Origin of the sequence: Aquabacterium sp. (assembly GCF_034003525.1) — a bacterium.
Taxonomy (GTDB): Bacteria; Pseudomonadota; Gammaproteobacteria; order Burkholderiales; family Burkholderiaceae_C; genus Aquabacterium.
In genome coordinates this window covers 39,667-59,592 of sequence record NZ_JAVEYN010000004.1, presented here as the reverse complement: position 1 = coordinate 59,592, position 19,926 = coordinate 39,667, and the positions used below count along the sequence as shown (strand labels likewise).

Below are 19,926 nucleotides of genomic sequence, written 5' to 3'. Positions count from 1 at the left end.
CTCAGCGCCAGATCGCCCAGCCGATGCCGGCCAGCGCCAGCCCCCAACCCAAGGCGGCCAAGGGCAGCAACCAGCGCCTGACGCCGCTGCCCCGCTCTGGCCGTGTCGCGCTGCGTCCCTCGGCAGGCGTTTCGGGCTCATCGGTGCGCTCAATCCAGTCCCGCAAGGCTTGCGACAGGCGACGGGCCGAGCGGGTGCGCTGATCGCGCTCGCGGTGCATGGCCTGTGCCACGATCTCGGAGAGCGCGCGAGGCACTTCGGGGTTGACCTCATGCGCCAAGGGCACGGGCTGGCGCAACACCGCCTCGGCGATCTCTTCCAGGCTGTTGCCGGCAAAGGGGCGCTGTCCGGTCAGCAACTCGTACAAGACCACGCCCAGCGCGTACACATCCACCCGGCGGTCCACCGGCAGGCGGCGCACCTGTTCGGGCGACATGTAATACGGCGAGCCGCCCACCAGCTCGTGGAAGCGGCTTTGCGGGTCTTCGCGCTGCGCCAGCGACTCGGCCTGGCGGATGCGGGCGATGCCGAAGTCCAGCACACGCGGCTGGGTGCGCCCTGTCATGAAGATGTTGGCCGGCTTGATGTCGCGGTGGATCACGCCCTTGTGATGGGCGTAGGACAGCGCATCGGCCACGCGCCGCACGATGAGGGCGGCCTGAGAAGGCGTCGGGCGCCAGCCCTGGGCCAACAGCTGGCGCAGGTCCTTGCCGCGCAGCAACTCCATCGCAATGTAAGGCCCCTGCTCGCTTGTGCCGGCGTCATAGACGGTCACGATCTGCGGATGACTGAGCCCGCCGGCCGCGCGCGCCTCGTTCAGGAACAGGGCGTTGAAGCGCTCGGGATCCGTCATCGACGGGTCCACATGCAGGGTCTTGATCGCCACCGCCCGCGACAACAGCGGATCGTGCGCGGCATACACCGTGCCCAGCCCCCCCTCACCGAGCGTGTACTTCAGCGCGTAGCGCGAGATGTGCCCGATGGTGGGCAGGTTCTCCGTGCGCCCCCGGCGTGCCTCGATCGCGGCCTCGTCGGCATCCGGGAACGGGCGGGTCAGGATGACCGTGTCCTGGTTGTCCGGCACCAGGCGATCGACATCGACCTGGTTGGGCTGGGTGTCAGCCAGAGAAGGGGCGGGCCGCTGCGTCACGGATCGGAGCCCTCCTGGGTGCGTCAGCGCGATGCCGGCCGAGCGGCCTTGACTTCATCCGGACGCAGCTGAGGCGCCAGATGATCGAGCACGCCGTTGACGTACTTGTGACCATCGGTGCCGCCAAAGCTCTTGGCCAGCTCCACCGCCTCGTTGATGGCGACCTTGTAGGGCACGTCCAGGCAATGGGTCAGCTCGTAGACGCCGATCCACAGCACCGCGTGCTCCACGGGCGAGAGCTCTTCGACCGGGCGATCGAGGAACTGCAGCAACTGGGCGTCGAGTTGCGCGCATTGCTCGATGCAGCCATGCAGTAAGGCGTCGTAGTGACCACGGTCACAGCGTGCGAAGTCTTCCTGCTCGCGGATGTGGGCATCGACCGAGCCCCCATCGCGGGTGTTCAGCTGCCATTCGTACAGGCCTTGCAAGGCGAACTCGCGCGCACGGCGGCGCGACGACTTGGCGCGAGGCGCACCGGGCGCACCCGGCTTGCGGGCGGGACGGCCTTGCAGCGGCGCGGACTTGGGGGTGTCGCTCGCGTCGCTCACAGCAGTTCGTCCAGCAGGTTGGCCATCTCGACGGCCACACGGGCGGCGTCGCGGCTCTTTTCTTCCACGCGGGCCTCGGCCTGAGCCTGGTTTTCCACGGTCAGGATGGCATTGGCGATGGGCACATGGTGGTCCAGGCTGACGCGGGTCACGCCCGCACCGCTTTCGTTGGACACCAACTCGAAGTGGTAGGTCTCGCCGCGGATGATGCAACCCAGGGCCACCAGGGCGTCAAAGCGCTCGCTGTCGGCCATGGCCTGCAAAGCCACCGGCACTTCCAGGGCACCCGGCACGGTCACGTGCTGGATGTGCTTGGCCTGCACACCGAGTGCTGTCAGCTCCTCAATGCACAGCGCCGCCATCCGGGAAGTCAGTTCGTCATTGAAACGGGCTTGCACGATGCCGACACGCAGATCGTGTCCATCGAGTCGGCCGGCTTGTCCTTTGTCAGCGCCTTGCATAGTGTGTGATCCAGAAAAAAGAGCGAAAAATCAGAAAGTAAAGAGCGGGAGGTCAGGGCAGGCGGTGCGCCAGGTGTGCCCTCTTCAGTTGGACGGATCCAGACGTGTCCCGTCGGCCGTCAGGAAGCCGACGACCTCCAGCTCGTAGCCGACCATGCTGGGCATGCGACGCTGGTTGCCCATCAGGCGCATGCGCTGCACACCGAGGGTGCGCAGGATCTGGGCACCCACGCCATAGGTGCGCAGGTCCACTGGTTGCTTGGCCGGCGTTTGCGGCTCCGTCGGCAAGGCACGCTCCAGCAGGCGCTCGGCCTCGTCACCGGCGTTGAGCAGCACCACCACGCCACGGCCGGCTTCGCGCACGGCGGCCAGCGCCTTGGGCAGGGGCCAGGCGTGCGCGCTGTTGCCCGCATCCAGCCAGTCCATCACCGACAGGGGCTCGTGCACGCGCACCAGCACCTCGTCGTCAGGGGTCCAGTTGCCCACGGTCAGCGCCAGGTGCACGGCACCGGTGCGGTCGCGGAACACCGAGGTCTCGAACGCACCCTCGGGCGTCTGCATGGTGCGCTCGCCCAGACGTTCGATCAGCGACTCGTTGCGGCTGCGGTACTGGATCAGGTCGGCGATAGTGCCAATCTTGAGGTTGTGTTCCTTGGCGAACACTTCCAGATCCGGGAGACGAGCCATGGTGCCGTCGTCGTTCATGATCTCGCAGATCACCGACGAGGGCGTCAGCCCAGCCATGCGCGCCATGTCGCAACCGGCTTCGGTGTGGCCGGCGCGCATCAGCACACCACCGTCTTGCGCCTGCAGCGGGAAGATGTGCCCAGGTTGCACCAAGTCAGTCGGCTTGGCGTCACGGGCCACGGCGGCCTGCACGGTGCGAGCGCGGTCGGCGGCCGAGATGCCGGTGGTCACGCCTTCGGTCGCCTCGATGGACACGGTGAAGGCCGTGCCATGCTTGGTGCCGTTGCGGGTGGCCATCGGGGGCAGTTGCAGCCGCTCGCAGCGCTCGCGCGTCAGCGTCAGGCAGATCAGGCCGCGGCCGTACTTGGCCATGAAGTTGATCGCCTCGGGCGTGACGTGCTCGGAGGCAATGACGAGATCGCCCTCGTTTTCGCGGTCTTCTTCATCCACCAGGATGACCATGCGACCGGCGGCGAGTTCGGCAATCAGCTCAGGAATAGGAGAAATGGGCATGGCAGGATTGTAGGCTTCTCAGACCCGGATCAGAGGACAAGACGGGGGCGTCCCCATCGAAAACAGGCCTTCCGAAGCGCCAAGACGGCGCTTCTTCACATCTGAGGGATGGCGGTCAGGCGCCCAGCTTGCCTTCGGCGCCGAGCATGCGTTCCACATAGCGGGCGATCAGGTCCACTTCCAGGTTCACCTTGCCGCCCACCTTCAGGGTGCCCAGCGCGGTGTTCTCGATGGTGTGCGGGATCAGGTTGATGCTGAACACGGTACTGCCGTCGGCGGCGTCCTGCACGCTGTTGACCGTCAGGCTCACGCCGTTGACGGTGATCGAACCCTTGTAGGCCAGGAAACGCGCCAGGGTGCGCGGTGCGCGAATCTGCAGCAGCCACGATTCGCCCACCGGCTCGAACACCACCACCTCACCCACGTCATCGACGTGGCCGGTGACGATGTGGCCGCCCAGGCGGTCGTGCGAGCGCAAGGCTTGCTCCATGTTGACGGTGCCCCGCTGATCCAGGCCCACGGTGCGCGCCAGGCTTTCGGCCGACACGTCAATGGTGAAGCGACCGGCGGCCACGTCGAACGAGGTCACGGTCATGCAGGCGCCGTTGATGGCGATGCTGTCACCCAGGCCCACGCCGTCGAGGTAGCCCGCGGGCGCCTGCAGGGTCAGGCGGCGGCCGTGGCTGGCGTCAGCGCCCAACGGTTGCGAGTCGACGATCTGGCCCACGCCAGTGATGATGCCGGTGAACATGGTGCAAAACCCATCCAGAAAAATTGAAGAAGACGTGATCAGAATTCGGCCCGGCCTGCGGGTCGCGCAAGGATACGCAGATCCTCGCCCACCTGCTCGACGGCGTGGAATGTCAGGGTGCGCGCATCTGCCATGCGGTTCAGCGGCGACAAGGCCGCCAGCCCGCGGCCCGGTCCCACCAGCTTGGGCGCCAGGTAGAGCAGGTACTCGTCCACCCAGTCGCCTTCGATGAGGGCGGCGTTCAGGCGGGCCCCGGCCTCCACATGCAATTCGTTGATGCCGCGCGCGGTCAGGTCGGCGAGCACGGCGCCCAGGTCCAGGTGGCGACCGCTGACATCGGCCGGCAGCACGGCCACGCTGGCCCCTTTCGCGGACAAGGCCAGACGCGCCGCCTGCGCTTCGCCCGACTCATCGGCCAGGCCATAGACCAGCACCTCGCCGGGCGGCTGCAGCAGGCGCGCCGTGGGTGGCAGGCACCAGCGCGAATCCAGCACGACACGCAGGGGCTGGCGCGCCACCTCAATGGCCCGCACATCCAGGCGCGGATCATCGTCAATCGCCGTGCCAATGCCGGTGAGCACCGCCCCGGCGCGGGCGCGCCACACCTGACCGTCGGCGCGAGCGGCTGGCGCCGTGATCCATTGGCTGTCGCCATTGTCCAGCGCGGTGCGGCCATCGAGCGACGTCGCGATCTTCATGCGCACCCAGGGACGATGGCGCACCATGCGCGAGAGGAATCCGATGTTCAGTTCGCGCATGGCCACGGCCTGGGGATGATCTGCCGGCAAGACATCGACGGTGATGCTCGCCGCGCGCAACAGCGCCACCCCTTGCCCGGCGACCAGAGGATTGGGGTCCATCAGCACCACGACGACTCGCGCCACCTCGGCACGCACCAGGGCCTCGGCGCACGGGGGCGTGCGCCCATGGTGCGAACAAGGCTCCAGCGCCACATAGGCGGTCGCGCCGCGGGTGCGGTGTCCACGAGCCTGCGCGTCACGCAAGGCCATCACTTCGGCATGAGGGCCGCCGGCCTGCTGCGTGTGCCCCTCCCCGATCACCAGCCCCGCAGCGTCGGTGAGCACACAGCCCACACGCGGGTTGGGATCCGACAGGCCGATCGCCTGCCGCGCCAGCGTGACCGCCCGGGCCACATGAAGCTCATCGCTGTTGTTGCAAAAGGTCTGCACCAGTTCATCCCTTGGGGTGCCCCTCGAAGGGGGAATGGGGGCGATTTTGACGCAAAGCGCTCCCGCCCCTTCTGGGGATCAGGCCTTCGCGCCCCCGATCGCTCACAAGAATGCAGCGCATGCCCCATCTTCCACCCCACTTTCCTCGCCGCGCTCGGCCCCGCACCGTGCCACGCGGCTTCACCTGGGTCGAGCTGCTGGTCACGCTGGCCATCCTCGGTGTCCTGACCGCCCTCGGCGCACCCGGCCTGCGCGCGCTGCTCGATCAGCGCACCGTGGCCACCCAGGCCAGCGCCCTGGCCGATGCCCTGCGGCTGGCACGCGCCGAGGCCGTCAAACGCCACCAGCGCGTCACCATCTGCAACACCCCGGCGCCAGACGCCGCGACCCCGGTGTGTGCCGGCGCCAGCACCAACTGGTCGACCGGCTGGCTGATCTTTGCCGACGCCAACGGCAACAAGGTGCAGGACGCACACGAAACGCTGCTGCACCTGCAGCAGGCCCTGCCCCCGACGGTCGGCCTGCTGCTGGCCCACAGCAAGCCGGCCATCACCTTTGGCGGACAGGGGCTGGCCGTGGCCAACAACGCCAGCTTCCTCGTCCAGACCCTGTCATCGGGCAGCACCGCGTCACCCCACCCCCAACGCTGCGTGCGCCTGGCCGTCTCTGGCCGCGTCCGCGTTCTGCCAGGAGCCTGTTGATGCCACACCCTTGCCTTTCACGCCAGCGCGGTGCCACCCTCGTCGAGGTGCTGATGGCCATGCTCTTGATGTCCTTCGGCGTGCTGGCCATGACCGCCATGCAGGCGCATGCCATCCAGCACAGCCAGACCACCGACGCCCGCGCCCGGGCCACCCTGCTCGCCCACGATCTGGCGGACCGCATGCGCGCCAACCCCGCCCCTCTGGGCGACTGGGGCGCCTACGATCTCAGCACCGCTGCGGCGCCTGCGGCACCTCTTCCGGCTGATGCGTGCCAAGGTCCGTCGGTGTGCACCTTCGACGAGATGGCCGCAGCCGATCTGGCTCAATGGCAGCAACAGCTCGCGAGCAGCCTGCCCCAGGGGCGAGGCCATGTCCGCACCGTCAGCACGCAAGCCGACGTCTGGGTGCTCTGGGACGAAGCCGACCAGGCCGGCGGCCAGGCGCACGACCGCTGCCCCGCCGACCTGAGCCTGGACGCCCACACCCGCTGCCTCTACCTTCGGATCGCCCTGTGAGCTCAGCCCATGCCCTCCTGGCACGCCAACAGCGCGGCCTGAGCCTGGTCGAGCTGCTGGTCGGCCTCACCCTGGGCCTGACGGTGATCGCCGCCGCCTTGGCGCTGTACCTGAGCTCCGGCCACGCTTACCGCAGCACCCAGGCCACCACGCAAATGACCGAAGACGCCAGTGTGGCCCTGGCCATCCTGCGTGCCCAGATCGCCCTGGCCGGCTACGGCAACCCCACGGGCCTGGACAGCCAGGGCCAGATCACCCGCGTCTTCACCGGACCCGGCCTCTTCGGCTGCACCGGTAGCATCACCCCCACCAGCATCGGACACCCTCAACTGCAGGACATCGCCTGCAACGACGACCCTGAGCAACCCGATGCCCTCGTCGTGCGCTACGAGGCAGACCCGCGCAACACGCTGGCCACGGCGGCGGGCACACCTACCGACTGCCTGGGCAACAGCACGCCCCTGGTCGATGGCACCCACCACCTGGCAGACAACCGCTATTTCGTCCACGGCCACACCCTGTCCTGTCGAGGCAATGGCCACAGCGTCTCCCAACCCCTGGTCGACCACATCGTGGACCTGGATCTGCGCTATGGGATCGCCACCCCGGCCGCCAGCGACCCCGATGCCCTCACGCTGCGTTACCTCACCGCGCAAGAGGTGAGCGGCACCGCCACGCCCCCGTCGGCGTCGCCCTTGTGGCGCCAGGTGAAAGCGGTGCACCTATGTCTGGTGCTGCGCAGCGAGCTGGAAGTGCAAGACAGCGTGATGAGCTACACCGACTGCCAGGGTCTCACGCAGACGGCGCCGGATCGGCGCCTCTACCGTGCCTTTCACACCACCGTGAGCCTGCCCAATCCGCTGTGACCATGCCCGAGCACCTCTTCTCCCGACGCCCCCAGACCAGCCAGCACGGCATTGCGCTCATCGTCGTCCTCGTCATGCTGGCGGTGATCAGCCTGGTGTCCGGCGCGTCGCTGCGCGCAGCCCTCAGTGCCGAACAGATCACACACAACGTGCGACTCGAAAGCCTGGCCAAGGAAGCGGCCCACATCGGTTTGCGTCACTGCGAAGAGGCCCTCTTGCAGACCCCGCCAGCCCTCACCGTGCATCCCGCCCCCGTGTCACCCGCCCCGGCGCTGTGGACGCTCTGGTCCAGCTGGCACGGCAGCCACGCGCTGGCCCACACCGTGCCCGCCAGCGCCATGAGCTCCGCCGACAGCGCCTATGTGCCAGCCTCACGGCCCCAATGCCTACTCGAAAACCACCCGGCCCACCCAGATCTGATCACCGTCACGGCGCGCGGCTTCAGCCCCGATCACCAGGCTGACAGCGCCGGACGTACCACCCGCGGTGCCATGGCATGGGTGCAGTCCGTGGTGCACCGCTGCATCCCAGACAGCGCGCTGTGCCCAGCCGCACCGGCGATCGCGCCATCCAGCCCCACCACCGCCAGCGCGCCTTCCGCACCCGCTGTCGCGACCCTCACCGTCACCTCGGTCACCCCTGCCAGTCCGGCCTCCAGTCCGGCCTCCAGCCCGCGCCTGCACAGCCGGGTGTGGCGCGCCCTGCTCAATCCACCTTCCCCATGAACTTCCGCGCCATGCGACCCTGCCACCCGCCCCGCCGCCCAACGGGCTTCACCCTCGTGGAAATGCTGACCACGCTCGCCCTCCTGGGCATGCTCGCCGCCGTGGCCTATCCCAGCTACGCCACGCACCTGCACCGGGCTCACCGCGCCGATGCCCGTGCTGCCCTGATGGACGCAGCCTTCTTCATGCAGCGCCACTACGCCGCCCATCACCGCTACGACACGGGTGATGCCAGTGCGCCGCTCGTGAGCCTACCGGCCCCGCTGAACCAGTCCCCGCGCCAGGGCCCGGCGCACTACGCGATCAGCGTCACCCAGGCCGACGCTGGCAGCTACACCCTGAGCGCCACCCCGGTGACCACCGGCCCCATGGCCCACGACCCGTGCGGCAGCCTCACGCTGAACCAGCATCACACCCGTGGCATCACCGGCACCACGGTCAACGTGGCGCAATGCTGGCGCTAGGCGCCCACGCGGCGGCGTCGCAACTCACCGATCTCCCGATCAGTCATCGCTCGCGCCCTCCTTGGCGCCGCGCTTGTTGCCCGTCTCCTTGATGGCAGCGACAAACTCGCTGACGTCATCAAAGCTGCGGTACACCGACGCAAAGCGCACATAGGCCACCTTGTCGAGCTTGCGCAACTCGCGCATCACCCATTCGCCCAACTGCGTCGACACCACTTCCTTTTCGCCACACTGGCGCAACTTGGCCTCGATAGCCTCCAGCGCGCCTTCCAGCGCCTCGGCACTCACTGGCCGCTTGCGCAGCGCAATCAGCATCGAGCCTTTGAGCTTGGCCCGGTCGTAATCGGTGCGCCGACCGTCGCGCTTGACGATGGCTGGCAGGTCGATTTCCGCCCGTTCATAGGTCGTGAAGCGCTTGTCGCAGCCATGGCACTTGCGACGGCGACGGGTGGAATCGCCTTCATCGGAGTCACGCGTCTCCACAACCTGGGTGTCGTGGTGTCCGCAAAAGGGGCAACGCATGGATGGGAATCTCTCGTTTCAAGACAAACAAAAACCCGGCGAGGACATCACATCCAAGCCGGGTTCCGAATCACGCACGCATCAAGGCGTCAGCGCTCAGCGATAGACCGGGAAGGCCTTGGTCAGGGCCGACACCTGCTCGCGAACGCGAGCGATGGTGGCTTCGTCGTGCGGGTTGTCCAGCACGTCGGCGATCAGGTTGGCAACCTGCACGGCCTGCTCTTCCTTGAAACCACGGGTGGTCATCGCGGGCGAACCCAGACGGATGCCCGAAGTCACCATCGGCTTTTGCGGGTCGTTGGGGATGCCGTTCTTGTTGCAGGTGATGTGCGCCTGACCCAGGATGGCTTCGGCTTCCTTGCCGGTCAGGTTCTTCGGACGCAGGTCCACCAGCATCACATGGCTTTCGGTGCGGCCCGAGACGATGCGCAGACCGCGCTTCGTCAGGGTGTCGGCCAGCGCGGCGGCGTTCTTCACCACCTGCTGCTGGTAGGCCTTGAACTCGGGCGAAGCGGCTTCCTTGAAGGCCACGGCCTTGCCGGCGATGACGTGCATCAGCGGACCGCCCTGAATGCCAGGGAAGATGGCGCTGTTGATCTTCTTGGCGATCTCTTCACCACGCATCAGGATGATGCCGCCACGCGGGCCACGCAGGCTCTTGTGGGTGGTGGAGGTGACCACGTCAGCGTGCGGCACCGGGTTGGGGTACACGCCCGCAGCGATCAGGCCGGCGTAGTGGGCCATGTCCACCATGAAGTAAGCGCCGATTTCCTTGGCGATCTTGGCAAAGCGCTCGAAGTCGATGCGCAGCGCGAAGGCCGAGGCACCGGCGATGATCAGCTTGGGCTTGTGCTCACGCGCCAGCGCTTCCATCTTGTCGTAGTCGATGTCTTCGGCAGCGTTCAGACCGTAGGACACGACCTTGAACCACTTGCCGGACATGTTCAGCGGCATGCCATGGGTCAGGTGGCCGCCTTCGGCCAGGCTCAGGCCCATGATGGTGTCACCGGGCTGCAGCAGACCGAAAAACACAGCCTGGTTGGCTTGCGAGCCGGAGTTCGGCTGCACGTTGGCGTATTCGGCACCGAACAGGGCCTTCAGGCGGTCGATGGCCAGTTGCTCGACCACGTCCACGTGCTCGCAGCCACCGTAGTAGCGCTTGCCGGGATAGCCTTCGGCGTACTTGTTGGTCAGCTGGGAGCCTTGGGCTTCCATGACGGCCGGCGAGGTGTAGTTCTCGGAGGCGATCAGCTCGATGTGGTCTTCCTGACGCTGGTTCTCGGCCTGGATGGCTGCAAACAGCTCAGGATCAACGTTGGCAATGGTATGTTGGGCACGGTCAAACATGACTTGGCAGTCCTCTTCAAGGTTGAAGTCCCGCAGCACTGACCCATCCAGATCAGGTGTGAGGGCTGCCCAGGCGAACGGCTGACTCAGCCCGGGCATTGGAAGCCCCTAGGGCTGGCTGCGCTTCCCGGTGGTTCACCACCTCAGACAATGCTGTCCTTGTGTGACAGCAGCACGTCATCTATCGCCAGTTGCGCAGCGTTTTCCATTGTAGCGGCATGGGCCCGGCTCACGCCAGTGCGGGGGTATCCGTCGCCCACCGCACCATGCCATTTCAGACACTCACAGCGTGAGCATCGCCACCTGCTCGACGGCCGGGCTGGCGACCGGCGGCTTGACGCTGCTGGCAGCGGGGGCCGCCGACACAGGTGCCGTCACCGCAGGGACCTGCGATGACTGAACCGCCGACGCCGCCACCGGGGCCGGAGCCTGCGCCACCACACGTGGTGCATTCGACACATTCACCGGCACCTGCTTGCCCAGGGCCACCTGGCGCAAGAAACCCTGCTCGGCCAGCACCTTGGCGCCATAGCCACCGTCGTGCGTCATGTTCGCGGCGCCCACGTAATACTTCAGGCCACCTTCGAGGCTGCCCGCACGGCGGATGCAATCCTTGAGGACCTGCACCCCCACACGCAGATTCGTCACCGGGTCGAAAGCCGCATTGCGCCCGCCGAACACTTCATACTTCTCGCGGTGGATGCCGGTCATCACCTGCATCAGGCCCTGCGCGCCCACATGGCTCTGCGCGAACGGATTGAAGCCCGACTCGATCGCCATGATGGCCAGCACCAAGGTAGGCTCCAGACCCGCACGCTGCCCCACGTCCCAGGCCTCTTGCACCAGGCGACTGATGGGCTCAGGTGCCACGCTGTAGCGACGGGCAATCCAGTAAGCCACAGCCGCCTGCTGGCGACTCAACTCCGACGGGTCGGTTGCGGTGGCCCGCTGAATGGCTTCCGGCTCGGCCATGGCCAGCAGCACATCCTGGCTGGACGCCTCGGCATCGTCGCTCGCCATCGCACGCGACGTGGCACGGTCGGTCAACCAACCCAGGGTCTGGTGCTCCAGGCGATGGCGCACATCGGGGCGTCCCGCCAGAAAGACCACGCCCACCACCGCCACCAGGCCCAGCATCGCCAGGGCGTTGTGGCTCACACGGCGCAGACCCAGCAACACATCCTGGACAAACTGCTGCAGACCGGCACGCCAGGCCTGCGGCTGGAACGACGACGCCACCGTCGTCTGAGACACTTCCACTTCTTCAACCATCACGGCGGACTCAGGGCCGGCCGTTGCACGTTCACACGCTGTCATGGTGCTCCTTTCTTCGCCGCCACACTCACAACCGGCACGCCATCGACTTCGATCGCGCGCCGCGCAGGTGCGGCATTGATAATGACCCTGGCAGAAAAGTGGCGGGACCGTGCAAGTCACTCACCACCGCGAACGGTCTGTCGCGCACATCGGCGAACAGACCCATGGGAAAACGCCAGGGCTGGCAGCGTTGCGCTGCGGTGTGCAGCGCAAGGGGAAACCCGGTAAAAATCGTGACCGGATCCAACAGGGGCGGATTCTAGGCAAGCCTGTAATAACCAGTCAAGCATAAAGAAAACACTCTTTATTACTAAAATCATGAAATATCGCGACCTGCGAGACTTTGTATCGGGCCTGGAACGCCAGGGAGAGCTCACCCGCATCAGTGAGCCCGTGTCCGTCCATCTGGAGATGACCGCTGTGAGCGACCGCGTGCTGCGGGCCGGCGGACCGGCCCTGTGGTTCGAGCACCCCATTGGACGGGGGGATCGAACGACAACACCACCGCGCACCTACGCCACCCCGGTGCTCGCCAACCTGTTTGGCACCCCCAAACGCGTGGCCCTCGGGATGGGGGCCGACGACGTCAGCGAACTGCGCGACATCGGCCGTGTGCTCGCCAGCCTCAAGGAGCCGGAGCCGCCCCGCGGCCTGAAAGACGCCGGCAAGCTCATCCAGATGGCCAAGGCGCTGTGGGACATGAAGCCCAGCAGCGTGCGCAGTGCCCCCTGCCAGGCCGAAGTGCGCGAAGGCAGCGAAGTCGACCTGACCGAGTTGCCCATCCAGCACTGCTGGCCTGATGACGCCGCCCCCCTGCTCACCTGGGGCCTCGTCGTCACCCGCGGGCCGCAAAACGTGCCCAACCCGCGGCGGCGACAAAACCTGGGCATCTATCGCCAACAGTTGATCGGCAAGAAGCAGTTGATCATGCGCTGGCTCGCCCACCGCGGCGGCGCCCTCGACTTCCGCGAGTTCGCCCTGGCCAACCCCGGACAGCCCTTTCCCATTGCCGTGGCCCTGGGCGCGGACCCGGCCACCATCTTGGGCGCGGTCACACCGGTGCCCGACTCGCTGAGCGAATACCAGTTTGCCGGCCTGCTGCGCGGCAGCCGCACCGAAGTGGTCAACACGAAGGCGGGCGAAGACGATCAGTACCTGCAGGTGCCAGCCAGCGCCGAATTCGTGCTCGAAGGCCACATCCCCACCGCCCCCGCTGGCTACAAGGGCGTCAGCGAACACGGCGTGCCCCTGATGGAGCGCGGCGGTTACCTGCACGCGCTGGAAGGCCCCTTTGGCGACCACACCGGCTATTACAACGAGCAGGACTGGTTCCCGGTGTTCGAAGTGACGCGCCTGACGAACCGCGTCAACCCCGTTTACCACTCCACCTACACCGGCAAACCGCCCGACGAGCCTGCCGTGCTCGGCGTCGCGCTCAACGAAGTCTTCGTGCCCATCCTGCAAAAGCAGTTCCCGGAAATCGTGGACTTCTACCTACCCCCCGAAGGCTGCAGCTACCGCATGGCCATCATCAGCATGAGGAAGGCCTATCCGGGCCACAGCAAGCGATTGATGTTCGGCCTGTGGAGCTTCCTGCGTCAGTTCATGTACACCAAGTTCATCGTCATCGTGGACGACGACGTGAACATCCGCGATTGGCAAGAAGTGATCTGGGCCATCACCACCCGCATGGACCCGGTGCGCGACACCACCCTGGTCGACAACACCCCGATCGACTACCTCGATTTCGCCTCGCCCATCAGCGGTCTGGGCGGCAAGATGGGGCTGGACGCCACCAACAAATGGCCCGGCGAAACCAGCCGCGAATGGGGCCGCACCATCACCATGCCCGACGCGGTGAGCCAGAGGACAGAGGACCTGGTCGCACGCATTCTGAAAGGCGCATGAACCCCTGCCGGGGCATAGACAAAACATATTGGCTTCGCTCACGCAGCTGGCTTAACCTGCAGGTGTCTGCAAGGCAGGCAAACCATCTAGACGCAGTCACTGCGTCTGGGGAAGCGGCAAACCTTCATCTTTGCCCTTTCCATGGACGGCCCCCGTGCCGTTCCCACCCCCGGCATCGCCCGGGGGTTTCTATTTGTGCGTCGGTGTGTCGTGCCGCTCGCCCAAAGCACCGCCGACAGCAGGGATTTTCGCCGCAGGTGTGCAGCCAGGCCGGCCCGCGCTTAGTCTCTGACGCATCCGTTGCGCAGCCCTCCCGAGTCTTCCCCTCCCCTCATGGCCGACATGACCACGCCCTCGTCATCCGACACCATCGAAGAAGCCACCTTGGCCGGCGGCTGCTTCTGGTGCCTCGAAGCGATCTTCAACCAGCTCCAGGGGGTCGTCGAGGCCGAGTCCGGGTACAGCAACGGCCACCAACAGGCCCCCACCTACGAAGCCGTCTGCGGCGGCGACACCGGCCACGCGGAAGTGGTGCGCGTGCGGTTCGATCCCCAGGTGGTCAGTTTTCAGACCTTGCTGGAGGTCTTTTTCGCCAGCCACGACCCGACCACACTGAACCGGCAAGGGCACGACATCGGCACGCAGTACCGGTCAGGCATCTACACGCACAACGCAGCGCAGGCGGACACCGCACGGCAGGTCATCGCCGAGCTGGCGCAGCATCATGTCTTTGGCGCCCCGATCGTCACCGAGGTGGCGCCTGTGCAGAACTACCACCCCGCTGAGGCCTATCACCAACGCTACGCGCTGCACCATCCCCATCAGGGCTACTGCGCCTATGTGGTGGCCCCAAAGGTGGCCCACTTCCGGGAACAGTTTCGGGACCGACTCAAGCCCGACTGAACGCGCAGCCTGTCTCCCCAAGCTGCGCCCATGTCGCCGACCTCAAGGGGCCAGACGCTGAATCTGCCAGCTGCCCTCGGCCTGCTTCACATACACGATCCGATCGTGCAGGCGGGACGGACGCCCCTGCCAAAACTCCCAGTAGCTGGGCACCAGGCGATAACCACCCCAATGCGCCGGCCGCACGGGATCTTGCCCTTGTCGCGCCTGTATCTCGGCCCAGCTGACCTCCAGATGCTCACGCGACGGAATCACCTCGCTTTGCGGTGAGGCCCAGGCGCCAATGCGCGAACCCAAGGGACGCGTCTGGTAGTAGGCATCCGACTCGGCCTCAGCGATCTGCTCGACGCGGCCTTCGATGCGCACCACGCGCTCCAGCTCGGGCCAGAAAAACTGCAGCGCGGCCTGAGGGTGGGCAGCCAACTCGCGGCCCTTGCGGCTCTGGTAATTGGTGTACCAGACCAAACCACGCTCATCCAGACCCTTGAGCAGCACCACCCGGGTTGACGGCCCGCCGTCCTCGCCCACCGTGGCCAAGGTCATGGCATTGGCCTCCAGCGCCTTGGCATGCACGGCAGCATCAAACCAATGCTGGAACTGGTCCAGCGGATCGGCACGCACATGGGTCTCATCCAGCTCGGCCCGCTCGTAACTCTTGCGCATCTGCGCCAGATCGTGAGATGTCTTGTTCATGCTGTTCAGTATCCGTCAAACCTTGCAAAGGGCGACATGACCCGCATCAATCCGTCTCGGGGGTATGCACTTAAGTGAAGGCTCGGTGGTGCATCGCAACAAAACCGATCACAGTGAAACGTCAAGTCTGTGACCCGCACCATGTCTGAAGCGCCTACCCTCATCATTTTGGCTGAATCAGAAAGCCGTCACATGACGGATGGGCCACATCTCGCCCCTGCCATGTCGGCGCACAACTCGATGACGGCCCTCGACACGGTGCACCACACCATCCGCAAGGGGCTCGCCAGCGGCCTGCAGGTGCTCTTGGTCGCCCCGCCGATGGTGGCGGCGCAAGCACACCACCTGCTGCCGGCCGACCGTGTCATCTTGCTGCCAGAACCCCAAGCACCGAGCTTGTCTGGTGGCAACGACCAGATGGCTTTAGGCGTGGCCATCGCGGTCATCGCCAGCGCCCGTTCCCCAGGCTGGCTGCTGCTGCCGGGCGACATGCCCCTGCTGCAAGCCGAAACTTTGAAAATCATGGGCCAGGCCGTCACGCAAGAATCGCTGGTCTTTCCCGAGTATCGCCATCGGCGCGGCCACCCGGTGGGCTTCTCGGCCGAGTTCTACTCTGAGTTGATCCGGCTGCAACGCGAGCGTGACCTGCAACGCCTGCTGGCCCAGTACCCAGCGCATGGCATCGAGGTCGACGATGCCGGCATCCTCATGACGCAGGACCCGCACAGCAACCTGGCGCTCCTGCGCACGGTGCTGCAGGGCCATGCCGGGCTGCACGTCCAGCACTGATCTACGGCGGGCGCCGCGCAAGGCGTGACGCCTTCTCACCCCAGGTTGGTTAACCCTGAGCCTCCAGACCCCATCTGACCCAAGGCTTACCCTTAGCGCGGTCAGCTTATGCGCCCTCCCCCCCTCAGTCATGGGGACCGAATGCGAAGTCGGTTCAACAACAATTTGAGCCATGGACACAGCGTGAAACGCGGTCCGTAACCCTAAACACCAACAGGAGTTTCACATGACCTTCGCAACCGTCCGCTCCGTCTCCATCGCTGCTGCTGTGGCCCTGTCTGCCTTCTCGGCACAAGCCCTGACCATCTCGACCAACGCACTGAAGGCTGATTCGTTCCAAGTGTTCTCTGAGTCTGCACTGCAGTCTTACGCCCTGTTCAACGTGGGCATCACCGCCTTGGGCAATGCGACCGCGGTGGCCGGCACCACCGACACCTTCAGCCTGCCTGTCACCAGCATCTCTATTGCTCTGAGTGGCGGCATCAAGATTGAAAACGGCAAAGCCACCGGTTCTGCTCTGGAAATCTCGCGCATGGACCCCGCCACCGGCAAGAAGCGTGGCCTGACCATCGCCAACTTCACCATCGATTTCGCCAAGAGCCAAGTGCTGGCTGACACCACCGTCATCGGCGGCACCACCCAGCCCCAGGCTCCGGTTTACAACTTCGTCAAGACACAAGAACTGGCCCTGAAGTACAAGTTCCCTCTGAGCATCAGCCTGAAGGAACAACTGGGTGATCTGCGCCTGGTGGACGTGAACGGCACTGCCGATGCCCTGGGCATCGACCGCTTCCTGGCCAACGCTGTGATCCCTCAGATCGACTTCGGTGTGATCAACATCGACATCGGCGTGGCTTTCCGTTCTAAGCCCGTTTCGACCAAGCCTTACGTTCCGGCGCTGTAATCAGCCGAAGCTCAACCCTGCAGAGGCCGCCCGATACATCGGGCGATCTTCAAGTGATTGAGGTCAGTGCCCGATGGAAACATCGGGCTTTTTTTCATTTCTACTGCAGACCAATGATCAAATTTGATCTGCCTCGTCACATCTTCAGTCTGAAGCACCCCGGGTTTCGCGGAGGCCAGTTGGTTTAAGTCAGACTGTCGCGGCCTGGCCAGCGCAGTGTTGAGGGTAGCTTGCCTCGAACTCAGCAGGAGGGACATTGCCCAGTGGCCCCATAAATCGATGGTGGTTGAACCAAGAGACCCATTCCAGCGTTGCCAGTTCGACGGCCTGTTTGATCTTCCATGGCCCACGGCGGTGGATCACCTCGGCCTTATCATTGATGGTCTCGGCCAAGGCGTTGTCATAGCTGTCGCCCCTGGAACCCACTGAGGGCTCAACGCCGGCCTCAGCCAGCCGTTCGCTGTAGCGAATTGACAAGTACTGCGAGCCCTGTCGGAATGATGAATCAGGCCATCCTCTTCTGACGGCTTGCGGTCGTACAGGGCCTGCTCCAGCGCATCGAGCACGAAGTCGGCATGCATGGTGCTGCTCTGGCGCCAGCCCACGATGCGACGGCTGAACACGTCAATGACGAAGGCCACATAGACCCAGCCCTGCCAAGTCGAGACATAGGTGAAGTCCGAGACCCACAGCTGATTGGGTCGATCAGCCCGGAACTGCCGGTTGACGCGATCAAGCGGGCATGGCGCTTTGGGATCAGCGATCGTGGTGCGCTGCGCCTTGCCTCTGCGCACACCCTGCAGGCCTTGCTGGCGCATCAGCCGCTCGACGGTGCAGCGCGCCACGGTGACACCCTCCCGATTGAGCTGCAGCCAGACCTTGTCTGCTCCATAGACCTGCAAGATGGCATGCCACACACGGTGAATCTGCGGCACCAGAATCGCATCACGCTGAGCACGCATCGACCGCAACGCTGGCTGCCGCTGGCGCGCTGCATGACGCCAATATGCTGATGGGGCGATCTGCAAGACACGGCAGATCGACTCGACCCCAAGCTGCGCCCGATGTTGATCGACGAAAGCCTTCAGGACTTGATGCGGCGGTCGAGCTCCGCCTGGGCGAAAAACGCGCTGGCCAACTTCAGGATCTCGTTGGCCTTGCGCAGTTCGCGCACCTCGCGTTCCAAGTCCTTGATGCGCTGGGCTTCAGCGGTCGAAACCCCATCACGCACACCAGCATCGACTTCATGCTGCTTGACCCAGGTATGCAGCGTCTGCGGCACGCAGCAGATCATGCCGGCGGGCCGCCCACTGCGACGGATGCTCACCTCGGTGTTCCAAGACCATGCGCACGGCGCGCTCACGCACCTCAGGTGAAAACTTCGGAGACTTCTTCATGGCTCCATTCTCCAGTGTTGGAGCCTACGCGAAACCCGGGGCGCTTCAGTCATCAGCGCCTCTTACAGGTAAAGTATGGATGCAAGCCCATAGTCGTTTGCGGATCTGCCAGCCTTGGATCTGGAAGATGCGTTGTGGGGTTTTGGGGTTGAACGCCAGCAGATGCGCACCCGTCAGGCAAAGACACGAGCGCCCCAAAGATCGGGTTATGAATCACCAAAGCCCGTTCCACACCCTCGACACGGCACGACGCTGCGAAGCACTGCCCCGGGCTGCGAAAACTGACTAGATGGTGCTGCACAGGGCGCCTCAGCACCCTATGTGTCAGACCAGAGAAGTAACTCAGAAAGAGCGGCCCACATTCAGCATGAAGATGGTATTCGACAACTCGGTCTTCTGCTTGCGCACAAACGTCCCCAAACTGCCATCTCCGCCCTGTGTCTTCTTGTAAGCCGCCAAATCTTTTATCAACTCAGTTGTAAAACCATTCTGAAAAACAGTGAAGCCAGCATTAAGATTAGCGACACGAGCAGCATCCTCGCCAATGTCAACCGCATTCTGGATATCTTGATTGTAGTCTGACAATACCGCAGAACCTGTGCGGATCATGGTGTTACGCGTAACCAAAGTAGCTTCAGTCTTAAGCTTGATTTTACCTACCGAGAAACCCACACGCCACCCTGAACCGACCGAACCAGACTCCAAGCCGACAAACGGCCCCACTCCAAACGAATTTTTGATTGAAACAGATGTTTTACCACCTTGATAATCATCAAAATAACCCGTTGTCTTGGTGTCAAAGAAAATCGCATACATGGCAGCCACACCCAAGTACGGGCGAACGACCCAATTACGACCACCGAAATAGTAACCTAATTTAACCATGGGCGGCAGCATCTTGGTATTTATCAACTCCTTACCGACGAGCTGGTTATCCGCCCCGACCTCGTTGACCCCTGCGCCATAAACCTTTGCTCGCAAAGGCGCCCCAAGAACCAGAGCCTCCACGGCCCAATTCTGGTCATCGTTCAAATAATATCCAACACTCAGCGCCGCGGTAGCACTTGGATCCCCGGCTTTTGCAAGAATACCTTTGGGAGTCCCCAGATATCCCTGGTCAGTTGGATAGCCATAAGCCTTATTCAACGACAAATCCAAAGCCCATATGCCGGTCACCCCAGCAGCCCCGAAGGGGGTGTCGGTATTCCCATAAGCTTGCGCCTTCCAGTATTTGATTTTATCCGCAGCACTCAAGGTCGCCGGATTGACGCTTGCCAAACTCCCAGTTGACGGGTTACCACCCACACTAACGGCCAAATCTTTTCTCATCGCCTCCAAGTCGGCAATGGAAACCACCCCCCCCTGAAACATGTCTCGCGGCTCTTCGGACTTGGTCTTGGTCTTGGTGCTCACCACACTCAAATTCCAAAACATCCGATCCCGAAGCCCCTTGCTCATGCTGAGCGCCAAAGTGTCTTCAAGCGAAGGGCCAGCAGCGGTGGGCATGGCGGCCACGGCAAGCAGGACACCCACAGCCAGGGAGAAGCGACTACGCACGGGATTGAACATGAA

General features: G+C 64.5%; 20 protein-coding genes, 1 pseudogene, 1 riboswitch and 1 other annotated feature. Of the genes and pseudogenes, 9 read left to right on the top strand and 12 right to left on the bottom strand.

Going from position 1 to position 19,926, the window contains the following annotated elements:
* Position 1: 1 nt before the first annotated feature.
* The 6 genes from RBT42_RS03875 to ribD form a co-directional block, all read right to left on the bottom strand.
* A complete protein-coding gene (locus RBT42_RS03875) occupies positions 2-1,150 on the bottom strand; it encodes a serine/threonine-protein kinase (protein ID WP_320362546.1) in 1,149 nt (382 codons plus the stop codon).
* 23 nt (positions 1,151-1,173) lie between these two features.
* Positions 1,174-1,698 carry a transcription antitermination factor NusB gene (nusB, locus tag RBT42_RS03870; RefSeq protein WP_413785844.1) on the bottom strand — a complete coding sequence of 175 codons (525 nt, stop codon included), beginning with the start codon at positions 1,696-1,698 and terminating at the stop codon, positions 1,174-1,176.
* Positions 1,695-2,159, bottom strand: a complete 465-nt coding sequence (gene ribH / locus RBT42_RS03865; protein ID WP_320362545.1) for a 6,7-dimethyl-8-ribityllumazine synthase — start codon at positions 2,157-2,159, stop codon at positions 1,695-1,697. The genes nusB and ribH overlap by 4 nt, the downstream gene beginning before the upstream one ends.
* A gap of 84 nt (positions 2,160-2,243) precedes the next feature.
* The gene (gene ribBA, locus RBT42_RS03860) at positions 2,244-3,359 is read right to left on the bottom strand and encodes a bifunctional 3,4-dihydroxy-2-butanone-4-phosphate synthase/GTP cyclohydrolase II (RefSeq protein WP_320362544.1); all 1,116 of its coding nucleotides are present in this window, start codon (positions 3,357-3,359) and stop codon (positions 2,244-2,246) included.
* A gap of 115 nt (positions 3,360-3,474) precedes the next feature.
* A complete protein-coding gene (locus tag RBT42_RS03855) occupies positions 3,475-4,110 on the bottom strand; it encodes a riboflavin synthase (protein ID WP_320362543.1) in 636 nt (211 codons plus the stop codon).
* A 38-nt stretch (positions 4,111-4,148) separates the two neighbouring features.
* A complete protein-coding gene (gene ribD, locus RBT42_RS03850; RefSeq protein WP_320362542.1) occupies positions 4,149-5,300 on the bottom strand; it encodes a bifunctional diaminohydroxyphosphoribosylaminopyrimidine deaminase/5-amino-6-(5-phosphoribosylamino)uracil reductase RibD in 1,152 nt (383 codons plus the stop codon).
* Between the two features lie 119 nt (positions 5,301-5,419).
* Here ribD and RBT42_RS03845 point away from each other — a divergent pair, with 119 nt between their 5' ends.
* The 5 genes from RBT42_RS03845 to RBT42_RS03825 are packed head-to-tail and all read left to right on the top strand — an operon-like array spanning position 5,420 to position 8,574.
* Positions 5,420-6,001, top strand: a complete 582-nt coding sequence (locus RBT42_RS03845) for a GspH/FimT family pseudopilin (RefSeq protein ID WP_320362541.1) — start codon at positions 5,420-5,422, stop codon at positions 5,999-6,001.
* Positions 6,001-6,519 (top strand): type IV pilus modification protein PilV, encoded by a 519-nt coding sequence (gene pilV / locus RBT42_RS03840; protein ID WP_320362540.1) that lies wholly within the window; start codon positions 6,001-6,003, stop codon positions 6,517-6,519. Before RBT42_RS03845 ends, pilV begins: the two co-directional genes overlap by 1 nt.
* Entirely contained in the window at positions 6,516-7,385 is an 870-nt protein-coding gene (locus RBT42_RS03835) for a PilW family protein (RefSeq protein WP_320362539.1), read from the top strand. Before pilV ends, RBT42_RS03835 begins: the two co-directional genes overlap by 4 nt.
* 2 nt (positions 7,386-7,387) lie before the next feature.
* Positions 7,388-8,110, top strand: a complete 723-nt coding sequence (locus RBT42_RS03830; RefSeq protein ID WP_320362538.1) for a PilX N-terminal domain-containing pilus assembly protein — start codon at positions 7,388-7,390, stop codon at positions 8,108-8,110.
* Positions 8,107-8,574, top strand: a complete 468-nt coding sequence (locus RBT42_RS03825; protein WP_320362537.1) for a type IV pilin protein — start codon at positions 8,107-8,109, stop codon at positions 8,572-8,574. The genes RBT42_RS03830 and RBT42_RS03825 overlap by 4 nt, the downstream gene beginning before the upstream one ends.
* Before the next feature lie 39 nt (positions 8,575-8,613).
* On the opposite strand, the gene nrdR is transcribed toward RBT42_RS03825, so the two are convergent.
* The 3 genes from nrdR to RBT42_RS03810 form a co-directional block, all read right to left on the bottom strand.
* Positions 8,614-9,096, bottom strand: a complete 483-nt coding sequence (gene nrdR, locus RBT42_RS03820) for a transcriptional regulator NrdR (protein ID WP_320362536.1) — start codon at positions 9,094-9,096, stop codon at positions 8,614-8,616.
* Between the two features lie 96 nt (positions 9,097-9,192).
* Complete coding sequence (gene glyA / locus RBT42_RS03815) at positions 9,193-10,443, bottom strand: serine hydroxymethyltransferase (RefSeq protein WP_320362535.1); 1,251 nt, start codon at positions 10,441-10,443, stop codon at positions 9,193-9,195.
* Positions 10,444-10,503: 60 nt separating this feature from the next.
* Positions 10,504-10,648, bottom strand: a riboswitch (ZMP/ZTP riboswitch).
* A gap of 77 nt (positions 10,649-10,725) precedes the next feature.
* Positions 10,726-11,715 (bottom strand): lytic transglycosylase domain-containing protein, encoded by a 990-nt coding sequence (locus tag RBT42_RS03810; protein ID WP_413785846.1) that lies wholly within the window; start codon positions 11,713-11,715, stop codon positions 10,726-10,728.
* Positions 11,716-12,078: 363 nt separating this feature from the next.
* On the opposite strand from RBT42_RS03810, the gene RBT42_RS03805 reads away from it, so the two are divergent.
* The gene (locus tag RBT42_RS03805) at positions 12,079-13,668 is read left to right on the top strand and encodes a UbiD family decarboxylase domain-containing protein (protein WP_320362533.1); all 1,590 of its coding nucleotides are present in this window, start codon (positions 12,079-12,081) and stop codon (positions 13,666-13,668) included.
* A 342-nt stretch (positions 13,669-14,010) separates the two neighbouring features.
* Positions 14,011-14,571 (top strand): peptide-methionine (S)-S-oxide reductase MsrA, encoded by a 561-nt coding sequence (gene msrA / locus RBT42_RS03800; RefSeq protein ID WP_320362647.1) that lies wholly within the window; start codon positions 14,011-14,013, stop codon positions 14,569-14,571.
* Positions 14,572-14,613: 42 nt separating this feature from the next.
* On the opposite strand, the gene pdxH is transcribed toward msrA, so the two are convergent.
* Complete coding sequence (pdxH, locus tag RBT42_RS03795; RefSeq protein ID WP_320362532.1) at positions 14,614-15,264, bottom strand: pyridoxamine 5'-phosphate oxidase; 651 nt, start codon at positions 15,262-15,264, stop codon at positions 14,614-14,616.
* Positions 15,265-15,486: 222 nt separating this feature from the next.
* Here pdxH and RBT42_RS03790 point away from each other — a divergent pair, with 222 nt between their 5' ends.
* Positions 15,487-16,053 carry a nucleotidyltransferase family protein gene (locus tag RBT42_RS03790; RefSeq protein ID WP_413785843.1) on the top strand — a complete coding sequence of 189 codons (567 nt, stop codon included), beginning with the start codon at positions 15,487-15,489 and terminating at the stop codon, positions 16,051-16,053.
* A gap of 226 nt (positions 16,054-16,279) precedes the next feature.
* On the top strand, positions 16,280-16,957 hold the full coding sequence (locus RBT42_RS03785; RefSeq protein WP_320362530.1) for a hypothetical protein: 678 nt from the start codon (positions 16,280-16,282) through the stop codon (positions 16,955-16,957).
* Between the two features lie 189 nt (positions 16,958-17,146).
* On the opposite strand, the pseudogene RBT42_RS03780 reads toward RBT42_RS03785, so the two are convergent.
* Positions 17,147-18,354, bottom strand: a pseudogene (locus RBT42_RS03780) (IS3 family transposase).
* Positions 17,971-18,087 (bottom strand) — a sequence feature (AL1L pseudoknot). Its footprint overlaps the pseudogene before it by 117 nt.
* Before the next feature lie 342 nt (positions 18,355-18,696).
* On the bottom strand, positions 18,697-19,923 hold the full coding sequence (locus RBT42_RS03775) for an OmpW/AlkL family protein (protein ID WP_320362529.1): 1,227 nt from the start codon (positions 19,921-19,923) through the stop codon (positions 18,697-18,699).
* Between the last annotated feature and the right edge of the window lie 3 nt (positions 19,924-19,926).

Excerpts from the sequence above, each read along its gene's own strand:
- ribH (WP_320362545.1), bottom strand. The coding sequence starts at position 2,159 with ATGCAAGGCGCTGACAAAGGACAAGCCGGCCGACTCGATGGACACGAT.
- RBT42_RS03785 (WP_320362530.1), top strand. The coding sequence starts at position 16,280 with ATGACCTTCGCAACCGTCCGCTCCGTCTCCATCGCTGCTGCTGTGGCC.
- RBT42_RS03810 (WP_413785846.1), bottom strand. The coding sequence starts at position 11,715 with ATGGTTGAAGAAGTGGAAGTGTCTCAGACGACGGTGGCGTCGTCGTTC.
- RBT42_RS03855 (WP_320362543.1), bottom strand. The coding sequence starts at position 4,110 with ATGTTCACCGGCATCATCACTGGCGTGGGCCAGATCGTCGACTCGCAA.
- RBT42_RS03830 (WP_320362538.1), top strand. The coding sequence starts at position 7,388 with ATGCCCGAGCACCTCTTCTCCCGACGCCCCCAGACCAGCCAGCACGGC.
- RBT42_RS03775 (WP_320362529.1), bottom strand. The coding sequence starts at position 19,923 with ATGTTCAATCCCGTGCGTAGTCGCTTCTCCCTGGCTGTGGGTGTCCTG.
- glyA (WP_320362535.1), bottom strand. The coding sequence starts at position 10,443 with ATGTTTGACCGTGCCCAACATACCATTGCCAACGTTGATCCTGAGCTG.
- RBT42_RS03805 (WP_320362533.1), top strand. The coding sequence starts at position 12,079 with ATGAAATATCGCGACCTGCGAGACTTTGTATCGGGCCTGGAACGCCAG.
- ribBA (WP_320362544.1), bottom strand. The coding sequence starts at position 3,359 with ATGCCCATTTCTCCTATTCCTGAGCTGATTGCCGAACTCGCCGCCGGT.
- msrA (WP_320362647.1), top strand. The coding sequence starts at position 14,011 with ATGACCACGCCCTCGTCATCCGACACCATCGAAGAAGCCACCTTGGCC.
- pdxH (WP_320362532.1), bottom strand. The coding sequence starts at position 15,264 with ATGAACAAGACATCTCACGATCTGGCGCAGATGCGCAAGAGTTACGAG.
- nrdR (WP_320362536.1), bottom strand. The coding sequence starts at position 9,096 with ATGCGTTGCCCCTTTTGCGGACACCACGACACCCAGGTTGTGGAGACG.
- RBT42_RS03790 (WP_413785843.1), top strand. The coding sequence starts at position 15,487 with ATGTCGGCGCACAACTCGATGACGGCCCTCGACACGGTGCACCACACC.
- pilV (WP_320362540.1), top strand. The coding sequence starts at position 6,001 with ATGCCACACCCTTGCCTTTCACGCCAGCGCGGTGCCACCCTCGTCGAG.
- RBT42_RS03845 (WP_320362541.1), top strand. The coding sequence starts at position 5,420 with ATGCCCCATCTTCCACCCCACTTTCCTCGCCGCGCTCGGCCCCGCACC.
- RBT42_RS03825 (WP_320362537.1), top strand. The coding sequence starts at position 8,107 with ATGAACTTCCGCGCCATGCGACCCTGCCACCCGCCCCGCCGCCCAACG.